Source organism: Pseudomonas sp. BF-B-30 (assembly GCF_019956305.1).
Classification (GTDB): domain Bacteria; phylum Pseudomonadota; class Gammaproteobacteria; order Pseudomonadales; family Pseudomonadaceae; genus Aquipseudomonas; species Aquipseudomonas jessenii.
Genome location: NZ_JAHBDG010000066.1, coordinates 169,584 through 192,172 on the forward strand (window position 1 = coordinate 169,584; position 22,589 = coordinate 192,172).

Below are 22,589 nucleotides of genomic sequence, written 5' to 3' on the forward strand. Positions count from 1 at the left end.
TCCAGCGTAAAGCGCCGAACTACGGGTTAATTCGTAGTTCGGCGCTTCTAAGTCGCCTAATTGAGGTTTTCGACGAGCAGCGCGTCTACCCTCTGGAAGCCACGCGGCAACTTGTTGCCACGACGACCACGTTCACCCTTGTAGTGTTCGAGATCGTCCGCTTTCAGTGACAAGGTACGTTTCCCGGCCTGCAACACCAGTGTTGCACCGTCCGGCAATACCGCGATGTCCGTCACATACTCTTCACGACTGGCCACTCGCTCACCGGGAATCCCGATGATCTTGTTGCCTTTGCCTTTACCTAATTGTGGCAGGTCGCTGATTTTGAAGATCAGCAGGCGACCTTCGGTCGTCACCGATGCCAGCCAGTTCTGCTCACGATCGGCCACAGGACGCGGCAGCATGACCTTGGCGTTGTTCGGCAGGCTCAACAGGGCCTTGCCCGCCTTGTTCTTGGCCTGCAGGTCTTCACCCTTGACCACGAAGCCGTAGCCGGCGTCGGAGGCGATCACGTACAGCGCATCGTCTTCCGGCATCAGCACGCACTCGAAACTCGCCCCTGGCGGCGGCGTCAGGCGACCGGTCAGCGGCTCGCCCTGGCCACGGGCCGACGGCAAGGTGTGGGCGGCCACCGAATAACTGCGGCCCGTGGAGTCGATAAACACGGCAAACTGGTTGGAGCGCCCGGCTGCCAGTGCCTTGAAGCCGTCCCCGGCCTTGTAGGAAAGCCCGGTGGCGTCGATTTCGTGGCCTTTGGCGGAGCGAATCCAGCCTTTTTCCGACAACACGACCGTCACTTTCTCGTTCGGCAGCAGGTCGTGCTCGGTCAGGGCCTTGGCTTCGGCGCGCTCGACAATAGGCGACCGGCGGTCATCACCGTAGGTTTCAGCGTCCTTGATCAGTTCGCTGCGCACCAGTTTTTTCAACTTGGCTTCGCTGCTGAGCAGGGCTTGCAGCTTGGCTTGTTCCTTGAGCAGTTCATCCTGCTCGGCACGCAGCTTCATCTCTTCCAGCCGCGCCAACTGACGCAGACGGGTGTCGAGGATGTAGTCGGCCTGGATTTCGCTCAGGGCGAAGCGTTCGATCAGCCTGGCCCGTGGCTGCTCCTCGGTGCGGATGATGTGGATCACTTCATCCAGGTTGAGGTAGGCAATCAGCAAACCGTCCAACAGATGCAGGCGACGCTCGACCTTGTCGAGGCGGAATTGCAGGCGACGACGCACGGTCTGCACCCGGAACTCCAGCCACTCGACCAGCAGCGCCCGCAGGTTTTTCAGCTGCGGCTTGCCGTCCAGGCCGATGATGTTGATGTTGACCCGGTAGCTCGACTCCAGCTCGGTGCTGGCGAACAGGTGCTGCATCAGCGCATCGTGGTCGAAGTTTTTCCGTGCGCCCGGAATGATCACGATCCGGCACGGGTTTTCGTGGTCGGATTCGTCACGCAGGTCGGCAATTTGCGGCGCCTTGGACGGCTTGGCCTGCATCATCGCGGCGATCTGCTCCAGCACCTTGGCGCCCGAGACCTGATGCGGCAGCGCGGTGACGATGATGTCGCCGTCTTCGATGTGATACACGGCGCGCATGCGCACAGAACCGCGACCGGTTTCGTAGATTTTCAGCAGGTCGGCGCGCGGGGTGATGATTTCCGCTTCGGTCGGGTAGTCCGGGCCCTGGATGTGTTCACAGAGCTGTTCGACCGTGGCCTTGGGCTCATCGAGCAAACGCACGCACGCCGTGGCGACTTCCCGCAGGTTGTGCGGCGGCACGTCGGTGGCCATGCCCACGGCGATACCGGTGGTGCCGTTGAGCAGGATGTTCGGCAGGCGGGCCGGCAACACCAGCGGCTCGTCCAGCGTACCGTCGAAGTTCGGGCCCCAATCCGCCGTGCCCTGGCCCAGTTCGCTGAGCAGCACTTCGGAATAACGCGACAGCCGCGCTTCGGTGTAGCGCATGGCGGCGAAGGACTTGGGATCATCCGGCGCACCCCAGTTGCCCTGGCCGTCGACCAGCGTATAGCGATAGCTGAACGGCTGGGCCATCAGCACCATGGCTTCGTAGCAGGCCGAGTCGCCGTGGGGGTGGAATTTACCGAGCACGTCACCGACAGTACGTGCCGACTTCTTGTGCTTGGAATCAGCGTCCAGCCCCAGCTCGCTCATGGCGTAGACGATACGCCGCTGTACCGGTTTCAGGCCGTCGCCGATATGCGGCAGGGCACGGTCCATGATCACGTACATGGAGTAGTTGAGGTAGGCATTTTCGGTGAAGTCAGCCAGTGACCGGCGTTCTACACCGTCCAGGCTGAGATCAAGGGAGTCGCTCATGCGGGCCTCATCGGTTCGTTGTCTGGCGCAGCAGCATGGTGCCACCGCGCTGGGTAAATTCAAGTTTGTTCAGTGCGCTCATGCCGAGCAACACTTGATCGCCATGCAGCCCCGGGGCCACCAGTGCGCGTACATCCCGCAGCACGATGTCGCCCAGCTGCAGCCGCTCGATACGGGTGCGATAGCCCTGGCTCAGGCCATTGGCCGTGCTCAGGGTCACGCCGAATCCTTCTTCCAGCTTCAAACGCTTGGCCAGGTCCGCCGGAATCGACACATCTGTCGCCCCGGTATCGAGCATGAAGTCCACCGGATGGCCGTTGATCTGACCGCTGGCGACAAAATGCCCCTGCGCATTGCTCACCAGTTTCACCTCAATGAAACCCTCGCCCTGCTCCGAGCTGACCACCACGTTCGGATTTTGCTGACGCGCTTCCCACTGGCCGAAAAAACGCGTGGCCAGAAACAACGCGGCACACCAGGCCAGTACCATAAACACCCGGCCGATGCGCTGCCCCGGGCTTCGTTGTCTCATGACTTGGCACTCCAGCCACCTTCCGGTGCAGCAAAACGCCAGACTACCGGACGGACTTCGCCATCGGCGCGAGCACCGTTGTTGTTGTCGATACCGATCCAGGCACCGTCAGCGTCCACTACCAGCGCTTCCGCGAGGCCATAATCCTGTGGATAACGCCGATTTTCCTGCAATGCCTCTTCGGCAAACGACCAGCAACGCTCGACCTTGGCGGTCAGCGCATCTCGGCGGCAGACCTCGAACGCATTGCGCTCCAGGGTAAACAGCTTGCCGTTGAACAATGACAGATCGGCAAAATCCCGAGGCATCGCTCTGGCGTGGGGAAACTGTGCGGGTTGCATTTCATTCCCGGCTTCACTCAGCAGCACGCATCCACCATCGCAGTCCCACACCGATTGCTTGCGCTTGATCAGCAGCAACCCGCGGTTCTCGCGCTCGGCAGCCAACCACAACTGGTCACCTTCAGGATTGATTGCCAAGCCTTCGAACAGTGCATTGAAGCGCAACAACATGCCTCTGGCCCGGGCTTCGCGCGCCATGAGCGGCGAAATCTTCAGCCAGGAAGTCGGCCCGGTTGGCGGTATTTGCAACACCGCTGCATGGGATTCGCTGACCACGTAACGATTGCCGGCGCGGTCACAGGTGATGCCTTCGAAATCCAGATTGCCGCCACGCACGAACGAAGCGGCCCAGGTCCGCGAACGCAATCCCCAGGGCAACCCGCTGTCAGGTACTTCAGGTACGCCGATGCCCACGGCCTGTGCGCGCCAGACGTTGGCCCGGGTATCGAGACGATAGATCTGATCATCGTCACGGTCGGAGACCGTCCACAGCTCCTTGCCGCACTGGGCCAACCCGGACAGGTTGCCGCCGCGCATGCCATCGACGGCATGCTCGGACAACAGACGCAGTTGCGGTGTCGGTTCGCCAGACACCGTCATTGAGGTCAGCAGCAACGCACACGCCAGGGCAAAGCCCAAGCGCATCAGCCCAGCACCTCGGCCAGGTTGCCCTTGGACTCCAGCCAGGTCTTGCGGTCACCGGCACGCTTCTTCGCCAGCAGCATGTCCATCATCTCCGAGGTAGCCTCGAAATCTTCCAGGGTCAACTGCACCAGACGCCGGGTGTTCGGGTCCATGGTGGTCTCGCGCAACTGCGGCGGGTTCATTTCGCCCAGACCCTTGAATCGGGTGACCTGCGGCTTGCCGCGCTTCTTCTCGGCCACCAGGCGATCGAGAATCCCGTCGCGCTCGGCTTCATCGAGGGCGTAGTAGATCTCTTTGCCCAGGTCGATGCGGTACAACGGCGGCATCGCGACGTAAACGTGACCGGCATCGACCAACGGGCGGAAATGCTGGACGAACAAGGCGCACAGCAAGGTCGCGATGTGCAGACCGTCGGAGTCGGCGTCGGCGAGGATGCAAATCTTGCCGTAGCGCAGCTGGCTCATGTCCGCCGCGCCCGGATCGACACCGATGGCCACGGCGATGTTGTGCACTTCCTGGCTGGCCAGCACTTCGCTGCCGTCGACTTCCCAGGTATTGAGGATCTTGCCGCGCAACGGCAGGATCGCCTGGAACTCCTTGTCCCGCGCCTGCTTGGCCGAACCGCCGGCGGAATCACCTTCGACCAGGAACAGCTCGGAACGCATCGGGTCCTGTCCGGCACAGTCGGCCAGTTTGCCCGGCAGCGCCGGGCCTTGGGTAACGCGTTTGCGCTCGACCTTCTTGCTGGCCTTGAGGCGACGGCCGGCGTTGTTGATCGCCAGTTCCGCCAGCAACATGCCGGTTTCCGGGTTGGCATTGAGCCACAGGCTGAACGCATCCTTGACCACACCGGAGACGAACGCCGCCGCTTCACGGGACGACAGGCGCTCCTTGGTCTGCCCGGAGAATTGCGGTTCCTGCATCTTCATCGACAGAACAAAGGCGATGCGTTCCCAGACGTCTTCCGGTGCCAGCTTCACACCACGCGGCAGCAGGCTGCGGAATTCGCAGAACTCGCGCATGGCGTCGAGCAGGCCCTGACGCAGACCGTTGACATGGGTACCGCCCTGGGCCGTCGGGATCAGGTTGACGTAGCTTTCCTGCACCGCATCGCCGCCTTCCGGCAGCCACAGCAGCGCCCAATCCACGGCTTCCTTGTTACCGGCAAAAGCGCCGCAGAACGGTTCGTTCGGCAGGCGCTCGAATTCGCTGACCGCATCCACCAGATAGGAACGCAGGCCGTCTTCGTAATGCCATTCGACTTTCTCGCCGGTGGCCTTGTCTTCAAAACTGACCAGCAAGCCCGGGCACAGAACGGCCTTGGCCTTGAGCACGTGCTTGAGGCGGCTGATGGAGAATTTTGGTGAGTCGAAGTATTTCGGGTCCGGCGCAAAGAACACGCTGGTCCCGGTATTGCGCTTGCCGACAGTACCGACGACTTCAAGCTCGGTGGCCTTGTAGCCATCCTTGAAGGTCATCTGGTATTCGTTGCCGTCACGTTTTACACGCACCCGCACTTCGGTGGACAAGGCGTTGACCACGGAAATACCCACCCCGTGCAAGCCGCCGGAGAACTGGTAGTTCTTGTTGGAAAACTTGCCACCGGCATGCAGCTTGGTGAGGATCAACTCGACGCCCGAAACACCTTCCTCGGGGTGAATGTCCACCGGCATGCCTCGGCCGTCATCGCTGACCTCCAGGGAATGGTCGGCATGCAGGATCACCTGCACCGATGTGGCATGCCCGGCCAAGGCTTCGTCGACACTGTTGTCGATGACTTCCTGGGCAAGGTGGTTCGGCCGACTGGTGTCGGTGTACATGCCGGGGCGTTTGCGCACCGGGTCGAGGCCCGAGAGGACTTCGATGGCGTCTGCGTTATAAGAGCTAGCGCTGGGAGTGGCCATGGGGTCTCGTCGTCAGTGTTCGGTGAAAAAAGAATTCATGGGGCTATCGCTCACAGTGCAGTGAAATCGATTGCCTGATACAAATCGGCGCCAATGCCGGCAAAACTCAACATGGCCGGCAATTGCCCGGCAAAACCCTGGAAACTGTGGTCGCCGCCGGCCTGGATACGCAAGGCGCATGCCCGGTAATACTGCTGGGCGAGGCGATAGTCCAGCGTTTCGTCAGCCGTCTGCAACCATACCTGATAACGCTGTGGATCCTGGGGCGCCGGCACTTCCAGTTCGGCCAGGGCCACCACGTGGTCGTGGGTCATTTCCCAGGTCTCTTCGGTATACAGGTTTTTCTGCGTCCCCAGATAGCCGTCGAACATCCGGTGCGGGCTGACGGCAGGGTTGATCAACAGGGCTTTCAAGCCATGGCGCTCGGCCAAGTGAGTGGCATAGTAGCCGCCGAGAGAGCTGCCGACCAGCAGTGGCCGCCCCAGCTCGGCAATCGCCTGCTCCAGCTGCTCGATAGCCTGGCGCGGGTGATGGTGCAATGCCGGAACGCGCAGGTGTTCGCTCAGGCCCAGACGCTCCATCACCTCGACCAACTGACAGGCCTTCTTCGACAACGGCGAGCTGTTGAAGCCGTGGATATAAAGGATCGAACCGGACATTTGAGCTCCCTGTGCGTCGGCTAAAGAGGCGGAGTTTACAGGGACTCGGGGAATCGGGGATATCCACAGAATCCACGGTGTCTGTGTAGACGCCTTCGCGAGCAAGCCCGCTCCCACACTGGACCTGCGTCGGTCACAAGCTCCCCCTGTGGGAGCGGGCTTGCTCGCGAAGGGCGCGACTAGGTTTTCCAGAAAAAATGAAAAAATCAGTAGCCGTTGGAACCGTAATCCACAGTGAAATCAAACCCGGTAACCCGCTCCACCCCGGTTTCCAGCCGCCCGTCGGGCAGCAGTCGCAACCAGCGATAGCCCGGCGCCTGTTCCCCGACCTTGAAATCTTCGCTGCCCGGCTCGAACTGGATGCAGGTAGAGGGCGAGGCGATCAAACGTACGCCGTTGCGCATCCGGTCGATTTCCTGGTGCACATGCCCCCACAACACCGCACGTACCTGCTCGAAGCGATCCAGCACGGCGAACAGCGCCTCGGGATTGCGCAAGCCGATCGGTTCCATCCATGCACAACCGATGGACACCGGGTGATGGTGGAAGCACACCAGATGATGGCGCTCCGGCGCTTCGCTCAACGAGCGGGCGAGCAACTGCAGCTGTTCATCCTGCAAATAACCCGGCACCGAGCCTGGCACCGCCGAATCGAGCAACGTGACCCGCCAGTTGCCGATATCCACCACCGGTTCGAGCAAAGCGCTCTGCACCGCCGCCTCGGCCATGATCTGCGGCTCATCGTGATTGCCGGGAATCCAGCGCGCCGGCGCATCGAGCTGACGCGTCATGTCGCGAAACTGTTGGTAGGACTCCAGCGTCCCGTCCTGGGACAGATCACCCGTGGCCAGGATCAAGTCAATCCGCGGCTGTTGCGCGCGCACCAGTTCGATGACCTTTTGCAGGCTGTCGCGGGTGTTCATGCCCAGCAACGCGCGGTCCGCTTCGGCAAACAGGTGACTGTCGGAGAGTTGCACCAGCAACGCCGGATCGGCGGTGGTCAATGTGGATACGCTCGGCAAGGCGTTCTCCCAGGGCGTGATCACGGGGATGGGTAAGTGCCGCAATTATGCTGGGGGATGACCGAAAGGGGAAACTGTTGAACCTGACACAGTTCACAACTGCGTTGCTCGTTTAACGGACAACTTCGTACTCATGCCCCAGCGCCAGGCAATGGCTCAGCCACTCGCCCAGAAACATGTTCAGCTGGGCCTTTTCGTCCGGCTGGTGCATCGAGGCGTTCGGGTAAGGATAGATGCCGCGAAAGCGTCGTGCATGTTCGGCGCTGACCACTTCGGCCATGCGCGCGTCGTGATAGACCTGCACTTCCAGTTGCGGCACCGGCAGCCAGGGCAGGCTGTGTTCCTGACGCACTTGCAGGGTCGTGGTGTAGGGGCAGGTCAGCAGGACTTCCAGGGCCAGCACACCGAGCATCTGGTCGCCATGGGTCACGGCGATGCGCCGCGCGGCGGGCTCGCTGCGCATGTCCGGCAGCAGTCGCATCAAGCGCGCGTAGTTCGCCTCGCAGGACGCTTGCAGCCCCACCAGGTCCACCCGATAGCGATCGCGCAGCTTGTTTACGACCATAACCCCCTCACTTCAACGCGGTTCAAAGCCAGCCATTGCAAGGCAATGATGCTCGCCGCGTTGGCAATACGCCCGTCGCGCACGGCTTGCAGGGCATCGTCGAAAGCCCAGACCGTGACGCGGATGTCTTCTGCCTCTTCCTCCAGCCCATGCAGGCCGCCAACCCCGGTAGTGTCGCAACGCCCCAGGTACAGATGCACGAATTCGTTGCTGCCGCCCGGCGATGGAAAGTATTTGGTCATCGGCCAGAGCGCCCCGATTTCAAGCCCAGCTTCCTCCTGCGCTTCGCGGTGAGCAACTGCTTCCGGCACTTCATCCTTGTCGATCAGACCAGCGACCAGTTCGATCAGCCACGGGTTGTCGGTCTTGCCCATGGCGCCGACGCGAAACTGCTCGATCAGCACCACTTCATCGCGTTGTGGATCGTAAGGCAGCATGCATACCGCGTCATGGCGAACGAACACTTCACGATTGATCTCGCGACTCATGCCCCCGGCGAACAATTCGTGGCGCAAGTGCACGCGTTCGAGTTTGTAGAAGCCCTCGTAGCACTTTTCGCGCCGCACGATATCAACGGCGGTCGGAATGGCGTTGGCAAAATCCGTCATGACTATCCTCTTTTACTGCAAATCCTGTTCGAGGCTGCTTTTTTCCTGGGCCTCGACTTCGCGCCATCCTAACGCGCCCGTGACGTTTGATGCAGCCCCTTTCCCGTCAGCGGGATGGACGGTGAGGGCGAAACCCACTCTAATTAGCTTAGTGGCGAACTGACTGCTTTGTTGAGAGTCGAAGCCGGTAACTTTTTGCCTTCCCTGTTTCAGAAAGGACGCTCATGTCGCTTTTCAAAATCGCCTCCGTGGCCGCTATCGCCCTGACCCTGGGCGCTTGCGCGAGCCTGTTCCAGCCCAACTACCGGACGCCGCTGGAAACCACCCGCGACGCCTCCGAGCAACTCAAGCCCGGTTGCAGCAACCCGGATTGCCCGCTGGTCAACATCGACACCCTGCACTTCCCGGACGAGCCTGCACTGGACGGCATCATCGAAAAGCGCCTGCTGCAAATGACCCGCACCTCGCCCGACGCGCCGATCGCCCCGACCCTGGCGGCCTATCGCGAAGAGTTTTTGCGCACCGCCGGACCGCGCTTCAGCAGCTATCTGCAGGCAAAGGTACGTGAGCAGCATGACGGCTTGGTGATCGTCGAATTGTCCAGCTACCTGGACACCGGCGGTGCCCATGGCACCCCAGGTCGAGGGTTCATCAACTATTCACGCCAACAGCATAAAGTGCTGACGCTGTCGGACATGCTGGTGCCTGGGCAGGAAGACGCGTTCTGGAAAGCCGCGCAAGTGGCACACAACAGCTGGTTGATCAGCACCAAGCTCGATCAGGAACCGGAGTTCGTGAAGAGCTGGCCGTTCCAGAAAACCCGGAACGTGGCGCTGACCTACGGCGGGGTAATCCTCAAATACGAAACCAGCACCATCGCGCCTTACGCGCTGGGCCATGTCGAACTGAAGATCCCCTACCCTCGCCTGAACGGCATCATCAAGCCCGAGCTGTTTCCCGGCCGTAACTGAAGGCCCGACCCAGCACTAGCTGGAGCAACCCTGCCACTACCAGTGCCGGCAGGGTTGCGCCGACATCCGGATACAGGTTGGCCAGCAAGTGATAGGTGCTGACCCCGCCCAGCCAGGCGAGCAGCGCCGGCCAGCGCAACGCGGCTGACGCCACCTGGCCACTGCGTTTGCGCAGGATGAAGTGATCCACCAGCACTACGCCGAACAACGGCGCAAACACCGAACCGATCAGCAGCAGGAAGTTCTGGTACTGGGCCAACGGCGCCAGCAGGGCAATCAGCGTGCAGATAACGCCGATGGCCAACGCCAGGTGCTCGACTTTGGCGCGCAACAGAATCCCGCTGGACACCGCCGCCGAGTGAATATCGGCAAAGGCGTTTTCCGATTCATCCAGCAGAATCAACAACAGCGGAATCCCCAGGCCGGCGCCGGCCAGCGCCAGCAGCAAGGCATTGACTTCACCGCTCGGCGCGAACGCCAGGGTGTAGGCCACGCCCAGGCTCATCAGCCAAAAATTGCCGATGAAGAAACCGATGGCGGTGCCGCCGAAGACGTTTTTCGCCCGTTTGCCGAAGCGCGAGTAGTCGGCGATCAGCGGCAACCACGAGAGCGGCATGGCAATGGCGATGTCGAAACCCACGGCGAACGGCATCGAACCGTCACCGGCCTGGGCCCACAATGCGGCCAGGTCAGCCTTGGCGAACAGGTTCCAGGTCAGCCAGACACACGCGGCCAGCAGCAGCCAGATGCCCCATTTGCGCAGGATCTGGCGCACGAAAGTCAGCGGACCGCTGACCGCGAGCAAGGTCGCCAGTGCGCCGAAGAACAGCGTCCACAGCACGGGATTGGACAGCAGGCTACCTTCGTTGAAGGCCTTCGCGCCCAGCAGGCTGGCAGCATCGCGCATGACGATGATTTCGAACGAACCCCAGCCGATCAATTGCAGCAGGTTCAGTACCGCCGGCAGGCTTGCGCCTTTGGCGCCGAGGCTGAGTTTGAGTGCGGCCATCGACGACAGGCCGGTGTCGCTACCGATCACGCCGACCGCCGCCAGCAGCAGAACGCCGACCAGGGTGCCAAGAAAAATTGCCAGCAACGAACCGGACAGGCCAAGGCCCGGCGCGAGCAATGCACCAGTCTGCAGGACCATCAGGCCGATACCGAGGGAGAACCACAGGGAAAACAGATCGCGGCCGCCGAATACACGCTTGTCGGTCGGCACCGCGATATCGGGGGAGTAAGTGCTGGGTTGAATGCTCAAGGGTGTTATCTCAGAGGAATATGTTTTGTCATTGAGAGTTTCGCTGTCTGATCTGGCGCTTTCGCGAGCAAGCCCGCTCCCACATTGGTCCTGCGTACACAGGTCGAATGTGGGAGCGGGCTTGCTCGCGAAGGCGGCGCCACAGGCACCGCCAATCCAGGACCAGATCAAACTTTCTGATACAGCTGACTGCCTTCCTGCTTGAAGCGCTCGGCCTGTTCGGCCATGCCTTGGGCGACGTCCACGTCGACCGCTTCGATCCGCTGGTTGGCCGCATACTCGCGGACTTCCTGGGTGATCTTCATCGAGCAGAATTTTGGCCCGCACATGGAGCAGAAGTGCGCCACCTTGGCCGAATCCTTCGGCAGGGTTTCATCGTGATACGAACGCGCGGTGTCCGGATCGAGCCCCAGGTTGAACTGGTCTTCCCAACGGAATTCAAAACGCGCCTTGCTCAAGGCATTGTCGCGGATCTGTGCGCCCGGATGCCCCTTCGCCAGATCGGCGGCATGCGCGGCGATCTTGTAGGTGATGATCCCGGTCTTCACGTCATCCTTGTTCGGCAGGCCCAGGTGCTCCTTCGGCGTCACGTAGCAGAGCATCGCGCAACCAAACCAGCCGATCATCGCCGCACCGATACCGGAGGTGATGTGGTCGTAGCCTGGCGCGATGTCGGTAGTCAGCGGGCCAAGGGTGTAGAACGGCGCCTCGTCGCAGCATTCGAGCTGCTTGTCCATGTTCTCTTTGATCAACTGCATCGGCACGTGGCCCGGGCCTTCGATCATGCACTGCACGTCGTGTTTCCAGGCAATCTTGGTCAGCTCGCCGAGGGTCTCCAGTTCGCCGAACTGCGCTTCGTCGTTAGCGTCGGCAATCGAGCCCGGACGCAGGCCATCGCCCAGCGAGAAGCTGACGTCGTAGGCCTTCATGATTTCGCAGATGTCTTCGAAATGGGTGTAGAGGAAGTTCTCTTTGTGGTGCGCCAGGCACCACTTGGCCATGATCGAACCGCCACGGGAGACGATGCCGGTCACGCGCTTGGCGGTCATCGGCACGTAGCGCAATAGCACGCCGGCGTGGATGGTGAAGTAGTCGACGCCCTGCTCGGCCTGCTCGATCAGCGTGTCGCGGAACAGCTCCCAGGTCAGGTCTTCGGCCACACCGCCGACTTTTTCCAGGGCCTGGTAGATCGGCACCGTACCGATCGGCACCGGCGAGTTACGGATGATCCACTCGCGGGTTTCGTGGATGTGCTTGCCCGTGGACAGGTCCATGACCGTGTCCGAACCCCAGCGAATGCCCCAGGTCAGTTTCGCCACTTCTTCTTCGATGGACGAACCCAGTGCACTGTTGCCGATGTTGCCGTTGATCTTCACCAGGAAGTTACGGCCGATGATCATCGGTTCCAGTTCGGTGTGGTTGATGTTGGCCGGAATGATCGCGCGGCCACGGGCGATTTCGTCACGGACGAATTCCGGGGTGATGATTTTCGGCACACTGGCGCCGAAGCTGTGGCCGGCGTGTTGCTGGTCCAGCAGGCCGGCGGCGCGGGCCACTTCCAGCTTCATGTTTTCGCGGATGGCGACGTATTCCATCTCGGCGGTGATGATGCCTTTGCGCGCGTAGTGCATCTGGCTGACGTTGGCGCCAGGCTTGGCGCGGCGCGGGTTGTTGACGTGGGCGAAGCGCAGCTTGGTCAGCTCCGGATCGGCAAGTCGCTCCTGGCCAAAATTCGAACTCAGGCCGCTCAGGCGCTCGGTGTCGCCACGGGATTCGATCCACGGCGAACGCACATCGGCCAGGCCTTTGCGCACATCGATGATCACATTGGGGTCGGTGTACGGGCCCGAGGTGTCATACACCACCACCGGTGCGTTGACCTCGCCACCGAAGTCGGTCGGCGTCACGTCCAGGCTGATTTCGCGCATCGGCACGAGGATGTCCGGGCGAGTGCCCTGAACATAGATTTTTTGCGAGCGGGTAAACGGCTGAACCGATTGCTGATCGACCTTGGCCGAATCACTCAGGTTGGTGGCGATTTTTGCTTTTGTAGTCATCACGGGCTCTCCAGACACACATCCAGGCAGTGGATTTTTGTCGGAGCGAACCTGTAAACGAATGGACGCACGGGCGCTGGGAAAACCAGCTGTGCTGTGCTCAGTGCTCGAGGGGTGTTCGATTGTCGAACAACATCCCGGACGAAGCACAAGAGGACTCGCCGGGTGACGAGAAATCTTGTTCCCTACGCAGGCGCTAACCTGATCAGGTTCAACGGGATCCGAAATTATTCGATCTCAGCCTCAAAGCAAGGCACCCCGACAAGAACCCGGCCAGTCTAGACACAACTGGCAAAGAACGCCAACCCCACGGCAAACACCATGATGAATGGCGTAATTACACGCAGTATCAGGATTGTTGCCGTCCGAATGCACAACTACACTCGCTACGCTGAGCCGCGCATTGACGCTGTCAAAGCAGGGCCTTAGCCTTGGCGCTCAAATTACCTCTGTAATATCAATTCTAGGGATCGTCTATGCTGCGCAAACTCTCACTGGCCCTCGCCGTGTCTTGTGCGTCCAACGGAATGGCCTGGGCAGCAGATGTGCCCTTATCGGCCAAGACGGACCTGGTCAGCGTGTATCAAGAAGCCGTCAACAACAACGCCGACCTGGCGGCTGCCATCGCCCAATATGGCGCGCAGAAAGAAGTCGTGCCCCAGGCCCGCGCCGGGCTGCTGCCGAACCTCTCGGGCGGCGCCAATGTTTCCGAGGTGCGTACGTCGCTCGATCAACCTTCGGGCACGACCAACCGCGATGCTCATTCCTACCAGGCCACCCTGGCGCAGCCGCTGTTCCGCGCCGATCGCTGGTTCCAGTTCCAGGCCGCCAAGGAAGTCAACGAACAGGCCGCCCTGCAACTCTCGGCGACCGAGCAAAACCTGATCCTGCAAACCGCTGACAGCTATTTCAACGTGCTGCGCAGCCAGGACAACCTGGCTTCGACCAAGGCCGAAGAAGCGGCGTTCAAACGCCAGCTCGATCAATCCAATGAGCGTTTCGATGTCGGCCTCTCGGACAAGACCGACGTATTGAACTCACAGGCCAGCTACGACACCGCTCGCGCCAACCGCATCGTTGCGCAGCGCCAGGTGGACGACGCCTTTGAAGCATTGATTACCCTGACCAACCGTCAGTACAACTCGATCTGGGGCATCAGGCATGACTTGCCGATCCTGCCGCCAGTACCGAACGACGCCAAGGCCTGGGTCGAAACCGCGGGCAGGCAGAACCTCAATCTGTTGGCCAGCAACTATGCCGTCAGCGCCGCCGAACAAACCGTCAAGCAGCGCAGGTCCGGGCACTTGCCAACGCTTGACGCGGTCGCCAAGTACGAGAAAGGCGACAACGATGCGCTGGGCTTCAGCAATCCGGTTCCCTTGGGCCAACCCTACGGCGGCAACGTCGAGCAAACGACCGTGGGCCTGCAACTGAACATCCCGATCTACAGCGGTGGCCTGATCAACTCCCAGGTGCGTCAGTCCTATGCACAACTGGACCAGACCGAACAGCAACGCGAATCCCTGCGCCGCAGCATCGTGGAAAACACCCGCGACCTGCACCGCGCGGTGAACACCGATGTCGAGCAGGTACAGGCGCGCAAGCAATCGATCATCTCCAACCAGAGCGCGGTGGAAGCGACTGAAATCGGCTATCAGGTGGGTACGCGAAACATCGTCGACGTGCTGGATGCGCAGCGCTCGCTCTACACCTCGGTTCGCGACTACAACAACACCCGCTACGACTACATCCTCGACAACCTGCGCTTGAAGCAACAGGCCGGCACGTTGAATCCGGGGGACCTGCAAGTCCTGGCACGCTGGCTCAACCCGAACTACAACCCGGACAAGGACTTCCTGCCGCCGGATCTGGCCAAGGCGGCAGAGGAGCAGTTGAAAGCGCGGCCTGATCAGTAAAAGCAAAAGCTTCGCGAGCAAGCCCGCTCCCACATTGAGCTGCTGTCGTACACAAAACCTGTGTTCACAGAAGATCCAATGTGGGAGCGGGCTTGCTCGCGAATGAATACAACTCGGTCTAACGCTCGATCAACCGCCCCAACCCATCCAGCAACCGCTGCAACGCCCCCTGATTGGTGCGCATCACCGTCAACCCGGCCTCAGCCATGCGCTGCGCATCTCGCGGCAGTTCGAACAGTCGCTGCACCGCCACCGCCAGCCCTTCGGCATCTTCCACTTCCTGCAACGCCCCGGCACTGCGCAACTGCGCGGCGATTTCGAGGAAGTTGAAAAGATGCGGACCGCTCAACACCGGTTTAGCCAGGGCCGCCGGCTCCAGCAGGTTATGCCCGCCATTCGGCACCAGGCTGCCACCGACAAATGCGCTGTCCGCCAGGGCGTAGAGAAACAGCAACTCGCCCATGGTGTCGCCCAGCAGCACTGAAGTATTCGCACTGACCGCTTCGCCGCTGGAGCGCCGGACCGTGGCAAACCCTTGTTGCTGGCACAACCCGAACACCGAATTGAAGCGCTCAGGATGACGCGGCACCAAAATCAGCAGGGCATCGGGGTGACTGGCCAACAACTGACGGTGGGCCGCCAGCACCACCTCGTCTTCGCCGTCATGGGTACTGGCCGCGATCCACACCGGTCGTTCCAGCGCCTGCCATTGCCCGCGCAGCTCAACGGCGCGCTCCAGCAGTTGCGGGTCGATGGTCAGGTCGAACTTGATCGAACCGGTCACTTCGACGGTTTCCGTCCGCGCGCCCAGGTCGCGCAAGCGCTGGGCCTCGGCTTCGGTCTGCACCGCGAACAGACTCATCTCGGCCAGCATCGGCTGGGTCAGCCTGGGGAACCGGCCGTAACCTCTGGCCGAACGCTCGGACAGCCGCGCATTGGCCAACGCCACGGGGATCCCGCGTTTGGCACATTGATGGATGTGGTTGGGCCACAGCTCGGTTTCCATGATCACCGCCAGTTTCGGCTGGACCCGATCAAGGAAGCGCCGGGCAGCGCAAGGCAGGTCATAGGGCAGATAGCAGTGCTGGATGCGCGGCTCATTGGCGAACAGTGCATGGATGCGTTCCGAACCGGTCGGGGTCATGCAGGTCACGGTGATCGGCAGATTCGGATAACGCGCCAGCAAGGCGCGAATCATCGGTGCGGCCGCAATGCTTTCGCCCACCGACACGGCGTGCACCCAGATGCCGCCCGGTTTCATCGTCGGCATCCCGTAGGAAAAGCGCTCGCCGATGCGCCTGGCATACGCCGGCGCCTTGCGCGCGCGCAGCCAAAGCCGAATCGCTACCAAAGGCAGCCCCAGATAAAACAGCGCGGTGTAGAGAGTTCTATTCATGGCGGCGGAGTTTATCGGCTTTTTTCGCCTATCGTCTGCAAGTGCACGGCAAAACGTTCGGCGAGCCAGCGCGCGGCCGGACCGAGCGGTTCATCCCGGCGCCATACCAGTTCCACCACCAAGGCCGGCGGGGTCCATTCGCTGACCAATTCGACCATCTGGTTCTGATAGGTCGGGTACTGCACCACGTGGCGTGGCAACCAGGCCCAGCCGAGGCCGCGCACCAGCCATTCGGCCATCACATAAAAGCTGTCGGCGCGCCAGACCTGCGGGCTGGCCGGATCACTGCCGGGATAAATGCTCGACTCTGTGGACATCAGCAACTGCCGATGTTGCGCCAGTTGCTGGCCGTCCACTGTGCCCTTGCGCGCCAACGGATGATCCTTGCCGCACACCGTGACCATTTCCACGCTGCCCAGCACCCGCCGCTCAAGAGCCTCGGGAATCTGATCGTGAAAGAACAGCAGCCCCAGATCGGCGCGCCGCTCCACCAGCTTGCGCGCGACATCGCCTTGGGCGGCGCTGGTCAGTTGCACTTCAAGGCTGGGGAATTTTTCCGCCAGGGCTTCGAAGCTTTCGATGATCGGCTGATAAGGCATCGCCTCATCCTGCGCCACACGCAGTCGAGCTTCCTGCCCGCGCATCATCGCCAGCGCCCGGCCATTGAGCCGTTCGCACTGGCGCAACACTTCCCGCGCTTCGTCCAGCAAAGCCGTGCCGGCTTCAGTGAGTTTCGGCTGACGGCCGCTGCTGCGGTCGAACAGGCTGACGCCCAGGTCTTCTTCCAGCAACGCTATCGAACTGCTGACTGCCGACTGCGCCTTGCGCTGATCGCGCGCCACAGCAGAAAACGAACGCTGCTCCGCTACGCTCACAAACAACCGCAGCTGCTCCAGATTCCATTGCATGCTCATGGCTCAACCCATCTCTCAAACAGATAGGTAATGACTTTACCGCATCTGGCGAATCTCTAGAATGCCGACCTCAGAGAGCAACACTTCACACGAGGATTGACCCATGACCGCTTACTACTACCTGGCCATTGCCATCTGCGCCGAAGTGATTGCCACTGTTTCGATGAAAGCGGTCAAAGGCTTCAGCACCCCGCTGCCACTGGTGCTGGTCATCGTCGGGTACGGGATCGCCTTCTGGATGCTGACCCTGGTGGTGCGCAGCGTTCCGGTGGGCGTGGCGTACGCCGTGTGGGCCGGCATGGGAATCGTGATGGTCAGCGTCGCGGCCCTGTTTATCTATGGGCAGAAGCTGGACGTGCCGGCGATGATGGGGATGGCGCTGATTGTGCTGGGTGTCGTGGTCATCCAGCTCTTCTCCAAGACTGCGGGGCATTAACGACTACTCCCTTTGGCAATCCGATCAATTGTGGCGAGGGGGCTTGCCCCCGCTGGGTCGCGAAGCGGCCCTAAAACACGCAAGCACGGAGTTAACAGATGCACTGTGCAGTCGGGTATTACGACTGCTACGCAGTCGAACGGGGGCAAGCCCCCTCGCCACAGGTTTTGTGCTCACCTCTTGATCCAGTAAATCCCCTCCACTTCGAGTCTGTATACTGCGCCCTCGTCTTGAACACAGAGGTCGCCGAATGCCATCCGTTATTTCCACCGACGTGCTGATTGTCGGCGCTGGTGTCGCCGGCCTCTGGCTGAATGCGCGCCTGCGTCGCCAGGGTTTTTCGACCGTGCTGGTGGAAAGCGCCAGCCTCGGCGGCGGGCAGAGTGTCAAGTCCCAGGGCATCATCCACGGGGGCGCCAAATACGCGCTGCATGGCGCCCTGACCGGTGCCTCGGAAGCCATCGCCGACATGCCGCGCCGCTGGCGTGAAGCCTTGGCTGGCGACGGCGAACTGGACCTGTCCGGGGTGCGCCTGTTGTCCGAAGCCCATTACCTCTGGTCCCCTGGCACCCTCGCCGGCAACCTCACCAGTTTCTTTGCCAGCAAAGCCGTGCGCGGGCGTGTCGATCAGGTCAAGGGCGAGCAATTGCCGCCAGCCCTGCAAGACAAACGTTTCAAGGGCAAAGTCTATCGCCTGGCGGAACTGGTGATCGACGTGCCAAGCCTGATCCAGCGCCTGGCCGATCTGGCCGGAGATGGCTTGCTCGCCGGGCAGAAGATCGAGCCGCTGCTCGAAGGCGGCGTGCTGGTCGGCCTGAAGGTGGACGAGCGCGAGATCCGTGCCCAACGCATCGTCCTGAGTGCCGGCGCCGGAACCGCGGCATTGCTTGAAACGCTGGGCCTGAGCCAGCCCGCCATGCAGCGCCGCCCGTTGCACATGATCATCGCCAAGGGGCCAAGCCTCAAACCGCTGTACGCCCACTGCCTGGGTGGTGGCACCAAACCGCGCATCACCGTGACCACGCACCCGGCGGCAGATGGCCAATGGGTCTGGTACCTGGGCGGCGATATCGCGGAATCCGAAGGCGTGACCCGTGAGCCCGCCGAGCAGATCGCCACCGCACAGAAAGAACTAGGTCAATTGCTGCCATGGATCGACCTGAGCACAGTGCAATGGGCCACCTTGCGCGTGGATCGCGCCGAACCGCTGCAATCAGGCCTGACCCGTCCCGACAACGCCTTTGTGGCCGAGGAAGGCCGACTGCTGGTGGGTTGGCCGACAAAACTCGCCCTGGCACCGGACTTCGCCGACCGGGTGATCGCCAGCCTGACCCGCGACGGTATCCAGCCAAGCCACCCGGCAGCACTGCCTGAACTGCCGAAGCCGCCGATGGGCGTACCGGCCTGGGAGCAACTGCTGCCATGAGCCAACCGACCCTGCACGACCTGCATCGCCCGTTGGGCAGCACCGGCCTGCTGGTTTCACCCCTGGGCCTGGGCACCGTGAAACTGGGCCGCGACCAAGGGGTGAAGTACCCCAACGGCTTTCAGATTCCCGATGACGATGAAGCACGCAGGCTGCTCAAACTCGCCCGCGACCTGGGCATCAACCTGATCGACACCGCCCCGGCCTATGGTCGCAGCGAAGAACGCCTCGGCCCGTTGCTGCGCGGTCAGCGTCAGGATTGGGTGATTGTCAGCAAGGTCGGCGAGGAGTTTGCCGACGGCCAGTCCCGTCACGATTTCAGCGCCGCACACACTCGAATGTCGGTGGAACGCAGCCTGCACCGCCTGGAAACGGACTTCATCGACCTGGTGCTGGTGCACTCCGATGGTAACGACCTGGCGATCCTCAATGACTGCGAAGTCTACGACACCCTCGCCGCGCTCAAGGCCGAAGGCAAGATTCGCGGCTTCGGCTTTTCCGGCAAAACCGTCGACGGTGGCCTCAAGGCACTGGAGCAAGGCGATTGCGCGATGGTCACCTACAATCTGAACGAACAAAACGAGAAGGCCGTCATTGACTATGCTGCTGCACACGGCAAAGCCATTCTGGTCAAGAAAGCCCTCGCCAGTGGTCATGTCTGCCTGAGTCCGGGCGTGGATCCGGTGCGCGCCAGTTTCGAGTTGTTGTTTGAACATCCGGGTGTTGCCAGTGCTATTGTCGGGACCATCAATCCGCTGCACCTCGCCCACAATGTCGCGACCGTTGCCCAGGTCCTACGTAGCCACTGACGCCGCTCACGCGGCCTTAAGCAGGAGCCGACATGTCGCGTACGCTCATCAGAAAGAACCCGAGCAACTTCAAGACCCTGCCGTTATTCGTCGAAGCGACCCCCGAAGGCCTGGCTTATCAGAGCGTCGGCAGGCCGCTGAATTTTTCCCAGACTCTGCAACGTCGTCGACCGGTGACGGTCGGCGACAGCGAACGGTTTGCCCTGGAGCTGGCCAACCTCGGGGTTTCGGTGCGCCTGACCCTGCATTGGCAGAATCGCGACTATTGGGTGCTGGTGCGCCAACGCCGGCAGGACCGTGGCGATGTGGTGCTCAAGCTGATCTCCGGTTATGTGCCCGCCCATGAACTGAATCTGCCCTTGCACACGGCGATCCAGGAAATAGCCGAAGAATGCCTGCTGGAAACCCCGGAAGGCTGGCTCGGTGGGCGGTTCAACGACACCTGGCTGCCAGCGCCCTACTCGGCCGCCCTGCATTACCGTGAAGCCCTGCCGTTTCGCTTGTCGCCACTGTCTGGCTCGGCGCGACCGGTACGTTGCGCCAACCTGATGCTGATGGAGCGTCCGCGGGCTTACGTGCATTTGCCAACGGCGTCACTGCAACTGATCTACGACTTGCGCCTGGACGTTCCCAAGGAAGCCAAATCCCTGAGCCTGTTCCATGTCGATGAACGACTGGAAGGCGATCAACTCGTCGCCCGCCTCGACCGCAAGCGCCCCGATCTGTACTTGATGCCCTTGCAGGACGGCCACCCGATGGCTGAGCTCTACACCTTGAAAAAGGATCAGCTGTGTCCCGCCAGCACGCGCGGACTGTACCTGGCCGAGAGTTTTGCCCGACAGGAAGGCTGGCTGGTTCGCGACGAGCGAATTCGCTGGAAGGACTGGGTGAGGCAGCAGGGCCTGACCCCGCCGGGGAAGGATTCGGGCCTGGCGCGGTTACGCGGGAAGGCCAAGCTCTTGCTGAAGAAAATAGTGCCGCGTAAAGCGGCACGATAGGAAGATCACGTGGATTCTTGTGGCGAGGGGACTTGCCCCCGTTCGGCTGCGAAGCAGTCGGAGAACCCGTGCATGCGGTGTACCTGATACCCCGCAGTTGCAGGTTTTAGGGTCGCTTCGCAACCCAACGGGGGCAAGCCCCCTCGCCACAGCAAGCCCCCTCGCCACAGGTGGCCGCAGATTATTCAGACTTGCGGATCTTCTCGACAATCGCGGTGGTCGAGCTGTTTTCCACCAGCCCCAGCACTTTCACGGTACCGCCATAGGCCGTCACGATGTCCGCGCCGACCACCTGGTCGATGCCGTAGTCGCCGCCCTTGACCAGCACGTCCGGCTTGACCGCGCTCAGCAGGTTTTCCGGGGTGCCTTCCGAGAAGCTGATCACCCAGTCCACCGCACCCAGGCCGGCCAGTACGGCCATGCGCCGGTCGACACTGTTGATCGGACGGCCAGGCCCTTTCAGGCGGCTGACCGATGCATCGTCGTTGATCGCCACGATCAGGCGATCACCCTGAGCCCGCGCCTGCTCCAGATAGGTCACATGACCGGCGTGCAGGATGTCGAAGCAACCGTTGGTGAACACGATCCGCTCGTTGTGCGCGCGGGCATCATCGACCGCCAGCAACAGCTGCTCAAGGCCCAGCACTCCACGCTCGGAACCTTCCTCGCGCTGAATCGCACGACGCAGTTCAGGCGCACTGATGGCCGCCGTACCTAGCTTGCCGACCACAATACCGGCCGCCAGGTTGGCCAGGGCCACCGCGTGGGGCAACTCCTCACCCGCAGCAATCGCGGCCGCCAGGGTGGAAATTACTGTGTCGCCGGCACCGGTCACGTCAAACACTTCACGGGCCCGGGCCGGCAAGTGCAGCGCTGGATGATCCGGGCGCAGCAAGGTCATGCCGTGCTCGCCACGGGTCACCAGCAAGGCACCGAGGTCCAGGTCGTGCATCAGTTGCGCGCCCTTGCTCACCAATTCGTGCTCATCGGCGCAACCACCGACGATGGTTTCGAACTCGTTGAGGTTTGGCGTGATCAGGCTCGCACCACGGTAGATCGAGAAATCCTTGCCCTTGGGATCGGCCAGCACCGGAATGCCGCGGGCGCGGGCAGCCTGGATCAGCGCCTGATGGTTTTTCAGCGCGCCTTTGCCGTAGTCGGACAGCACCAGCACCTTGATGCCTTCGAGCAACTCATCGACCTGCGCGGCCAGCGCCAGCGCGTCGGTGGCGAAGGGTTCTTCGAAGTCGATACGCAGCAATTGCTGGTGACGGCTCATGACCCGCAGCTTGACGATGGTCGGCTGGTGCGCAATGCGCTGGAAGATGGCCCGCACGCCGGCGCCCTTGAGGCTGTTGACCAGACTGTTGGCGGCTTCATCGTCGCCGGTGACACCGACCAGCGAAGCCGGAGCCCCCAAGGCGGCAATGTTCAAGGCAACGTTGGCAGCACCGCCCGGGCGGTCTTCGATGTGATCGACCTTGACCACCGGCACCGGTGCCTCAGGAGAAATCCGTGAGGTACCACCATGCCAGTAACGGTCGAGCATGACATCGCCGACCACCAAGACAGGGGCTTGATCGAATCGCGGCATGGACAACTTCATGGTGCAACCCACATACAGAATGAACAGGGGCGCGATATTAACACAGGGTTGGTGTCGGCTAGTGCGGTGGCTGCAACCGGATGATTCGCCAACATTTTTTGCTCATTTTTTGAGCAATAAACCCGCTAGGCGAAATCAACAAAGTCACGGTAGTGGCTGACCGGTTTCGACGGGAGTGCGAAAGGGCGAGCCAGGCTCG

At 61.6% G+C, this 22,589-nt stretch carries 19 protein-coding genes and 1 riboswitch; of the genes, 6 read left to right on the forward strand and 13 right to left on the reverse strand.

All coding sequences use genetic code 11. The features are described 5' to 3' along the window. Positions 1–56 precede the first annotated feature (56 nt). The 8 genes from parC to KGB29_RS25595 all read right to left on the reverse strand — a co-directional run bounded on the left by parC (position 57) and on the right by KGB29_RS25595 (position 8,600). Positions 57–2,324: a DNA topoisomerase IV subunit A gene (gene parC, locus KGB29_RS25560; RefSeq protein ID WP_057396215.1), complete on the reverse strand. Its 2,268-nt coding sequence runs from the start codon at positions 2,322–2,324 to the stop codon at positions 57–59. A gap of 7 nt (positions 2,325–2,331) precedes the next feature. After that, positions 2,332–2,856 (reverse strand): TIGR02281 family clan AA aspartic protease, encoded by a 525-nt coding sequence (locus KGB29_RS25565; protein WP_057712259.1) that lies wholly within the window; start codon positions 2,854–2,856, stop codon positions 2,332–2,334. Continuing rightward, positions 2,853–3,842, reverse strand: coding sequence for an esterase-like activity of phytase family protein (locus tag KGB29_RS25570; RefSeq protein WP_154910351.1), 990 nt, complete (start codon positions 3,840–3,842; stop codon positions 2,853–2,855). The genes KGB29_RS25565 and KGB29_RS25570 overlap by 4 nt, the downstream gene beginning before the upstream one ends. After that, on the reverse strand, positions 3,842–5,746 hold the full coding sequence (gene parE, locus KGB29_RS25575; RefSeq protein ID WP_090452794.1) for a DNA topoisomerase IV subunit B: 1,905 nt from the start codon (positions 5,744–5,746) through the stop codon (positions 3,842–3,844). The genes KGB29_RS25570 and parE overlap by 1 nt, the downstream gene beginning before the upstream one ends. A gap of 50 nt (positions 5,747–5,796) precedes the next feature. Continuing rightward, positions 5,797–6,405: a YqiA/YcfP family alpha/beta fold hydrolase gene (locus KGB29_RS25580; RefSeq protein ID WP_154910350.1), complete on the reverse strand. Its 609-nt coding sequence runs from the start codon at positions 6,403–6,405 to the stop codon at positions 5,797–5,799. Positions 6,406–6,611: 206 nt separating this feature from the next. Beyond that, complete coding sequence (cpdA, locus tag KGB29_RS25585; protein WP_057712263.1) at positions 6,612–7,427, reverse strand: 3',5'-cyclic-AMP phosphodiesterase; 816 nt, start codon at positions 7,425–7,427, stop codon at positions 6,612–6,614. A 112-nt stretch (positions 7,428–7,539) separates the two neighbouring features. Beyond that, positions 7,540–7,992 (reverse strand): DUF1249 domain-containing protein, encoded by a 453-nt coding sequence (locus KGB29_RS25590; protein ID WP_007977461.1) that lies wholly within the window; start codon positions 7,990–7,992, stop codon positions 7,540–7,542. Further along, the gene (locus KGB29_RS25595) at positions 7,983–8,600 is read right to left on the reverse strand and encodes an NUDIX domain-containing protein (protein ID WP_150811903.1); all 618 of its coding nucleotides are present in this window, start codon (positions 8,598–8,600) and stop codon (positions 7,983–7,985) included. Before KGB29_RS25595 ends, KGB29_RS25590 begins: the two co-directional genes overlap by 10 nt. A gap of 224 nt (positions 8,601–8,824) precedes the next feature. On the opposite strand from KGB29_RS25595, the gene KGB29_RS25600 reads away from it, so the two are divergent. Then, positions 8,825–9,571 (forward strand): RsiV family protein, encoded by a 747-nt coding sequence (locus KGB29_RS25600; RefSeq protein WP_154861135.1) that lies wholly within the window; start codon positions 8,825–8,827, stop codon positions 9,569–9,571. Here KGB29_RS25600 and cytX read toward each other — a convergent pair. Together cytX and thiC are read right to left on the reverse strand one after the other, a co-directional pair. Next, on the reverse strand, positions 9,540–10,832 hold the full coding sequence (gene cytX / locus KGB29_RS25605; RefSeq protein WP_154861136.1) for a putative hydroxymethylpyrimidine transporter CytX: 1,293 nt from the start codon (positions 10,830–10,832) through the stop codon (positions 9,540–9,542). The two genes, KGB29_RS25600 and cytX, sit on opposite strands and share 32 nt — an antisense overlap. 167 nt (positions 10,833–10,999) lie before the next feature. Beyond that, positions 11,000–12,889, reverse strand: coding sequence for a phosphomethylpyrimidine synthase ThiC (gene thiC / locus KGB29_RS25610; protein WP_008063536.1), 1,890 nt, complete (start codon positions 12,887–12,889; stop codon positions 11,000–11,002). 165 nt (positions 12,890–13,054) lie between these two features. Then, positions 13,055–13,160: riboswitch (TPP riboswitch) on the reverse strand. A 205-nt stretch (positions 13,161–13,365) separates the two neighbouring features. Between thiC and KGB29_RS25615 the strand changes: the two genes are divergently transcribed. Further along, the gene (locus KGB29_RS25615; RefSeq protein WP_154861138.1) at positions 13,366–14,805 is read left to right on the forward strand and encodes a TolC family outer membrane protein; all 1,440 of its coding nucleotides are present in this window, start codon (positions 13,366–13,368) and stop codon (positions 14,803–14,805) included. A gap of 118 nt (positions 14,806–14,923) precedes the next feature. Here KGB29_RS25615 and waaA read toward each other — a convergent pair whose 3' ends face one another. Next, positions 14,924–16,201 (reverse strand): lipid IV(A) 3-deoxy-D-manno-octulosonic acid transferase, encoded by a 1,278-nt coding sequence (gene waaA, locus KGB29_RS25620; protein WP_154910349.1) that lies wholly within the window; start codon positions 16,199–16,201, stop codon positions 14,924–14,926. Positions 16,202–16,212: 11 nt separating this feature from the next. Then, the gene (locus KGB29_RS25625) at positions 16,213–17,115 is read right to left on the reverse strand and encodes a LysR family transcriptional regulator (RefSeq protein ID WP_173677909.1); all 903 of its coding nucleotides are present in this window, start codon (positions 17,113–17,115) and stop codon (positions 16,213–16,215) included. 103 nt (positions 17,116–17,218) lie between these two features. Here KGB29_RS25625 and KGB29_RS25630 point away from each other — a divergent pair, with 103 nt between their 5' ends. The 4 genes from KGB29_RS25630 to KGB29_RS25645 all read left to right on the forward strand — a co-directional run bounded on the left by KGB29_RS25630 (position 17,219) and on the right by KGB29_RS25645 (position 20,784). After that, entirely contained in the window at positions 17,219–17,551 is a 333-nt protein-coding gene (locus KGB29_RS25630; RefSeq protein ID WP_150811907.1) for a DMT family transporter, read from the forward strand. Positions 17,552–17,801: 250 nt separating this feature from the next. Then, on the forward strand, positions 17,802–18,977 hold the full coding sequence (locus KGB29_RS25635; protein ID WP_154910348.1) for an NAD(P)/FAD-dependent oxidoreductase: 1,176 nt from the start codon (positions 17,802–17,804) through the stop codon (positions 18,975–18,977). Next, a complete protein-coding gene (locus KGB29_RS25640; protein WP_057712273.1) occupies positions 18,974–19,786 on the forward strand; it encodes an aldo/keto reductase in 813 nt (270 codons plus the stop codon). Before KGB29_RS25635 ends, KGB29_RS25640 begins: the two co-directional genes overlap by 4 nt. 32 nt (positions 19,787–19,818) lie before the next feature. After that, on the forward strand, positions 19,819–20,784 hold the full coding sequence (locus KGB29_RS25645) for a hypothetical protein (RefSeq protein ID WP_057712274.1): 966 nt from the start codon (positions 19,819–19,821) through the stop codon (positions 20,782–20,784). Positions 20,785–20,965: 181 nt separating this feature from the next. On the opposite strand, the gene hldE is transcribed toward KGB29_RS25645, so the two are convergent. Continuing rightward, a complete protein-coding gene (gene hldE / locus KGB29_RS25650; RefSeq protein WP_090452776.1) occupies positions 20,966–22,390 on the reverse strand; it encodes a bifunctional D-glycero-beta-D-manno-heptose-7-phosphate kinase/D-glycero-beta-D-manno-heptose 1-phosphate adenylyltransferase HldE in 1,425 nt (474 codons plus the stop codon). Positions 22,391–22,589: the final 199 nt, after the last annotated feature.

Coding starts and splice junctions, on each gene's coding strand:
- KGB29_RS25630 (WP_150811907.1), top strand. CDS start 17,219: ATGACCGCTTACTACTACCTGGCCATTGCCATCTGCGCCGAAGTGATT.
- KGB29_RS25570 (WP_154910351.1), bottom strand. CDS start 3,842: ATGCGCTTGGGCTTTGCCCTGGCGTGTGCGTTGCTGCTGACCTCAATG.
- hldE (WP_090452776.1), bottom strand. CDS start 22,390: ATGAAGTTGTCCATGCCGCGATTCGATCAAGCCCCTGTCTTGGTGGTC.
- parE (WP_090452794.1), bottom strand. CDS start 5,746: ATGGCCACTCCCAGCGCTAGCTCTTATAACGCAGACGCCATCGAAGTC.
- thiC (WP_008063536.1), bottom strand. CDS start 12,889: ATGACTACAAAAGCAAAAATCGCCACCAACCTGAGTGATTCGGCCAAG.
- KGB29_RS25615 (WP_154861138.1), top strand. CDS start 13,366: ATGCTGCGCAAACTCTCACTGGCCCTCGCCGTGTCTTGTGCGTCCAAC.
- KGB29_RS25565 (WP_057712259.1), bottom strand. CDS start 2,856: ATGAGACAACGAAGCCCGGGGCAGCGCATCGGCCGGGTGTTTATGGTA.
- KGB29_RS25635 (WP_154910348.1), top strand. CDS start 17,802: ATGCCATCCGTTATTTCCACCGACGTGCTGATTGTCGGCGCTGGTGTC.
- KGB29_RS25595 (WP_150811903.1), bottom strand. CDS start 8,600: ATGACGGATTTTGCCAACGCCATTCCGACCGCCGTTGATATCGTGCGG.
- KGB29_RS25640 (WP_057712273.1), top strand. CDS start 18,974: ATGAGCCAACCGACCCTGCACGACCTGCATCGCCCGTTGGGCAGCACC.
- KGB29_RS25625 (WP_173677909.1), bottom strand. CDS start 17,115: ATGAGCATGCAATGGAATCTGGAGCAGCTGCGGTTGTTTGTGAGCGTA.
- KGB29_RS25580 (WP_154910350.1), bottom strand. CDS start 6,405: ATGTCCGGTTCGATCCTTTATATCCACGGCTTCAACAGCTCGCCGTTG.
- KGB29_RS25600 (WP_154861135.1), top strand. CDS start 8,825: ATGTCGCTTTTCAAAATCGCCTCCGTGGCCGCTATCGCCCTGACCCTG.
- KGB29_RS25590 (WP_007977461.1), bottom strand. CDS start 7,992: ATGGTCGTAAACAAGCTGCGCGATCGCTATCGGGTGGACCTGGTGGGG.
- parC (WP_057396215.1), bottom strand. CDS start 2,324: ATGAGCGACTCCCTTGATCTCAGCCTGGACGGTGTAGAACGCCGGTCA.
- KGB29_RS25645 (WP_057712274.1), top strand. CDS start 19,819: ATGTCGCGTACGCTCATCAGAAAGAACCCGAGCAACTTCAAGACCCTG.
- waaA (WP_154910349.1), bottom strand. CDS start 16,201: ATGAATAGAACTCTCTACACCGCGCTGTTTTATCTGGGGCTGCCTTTG.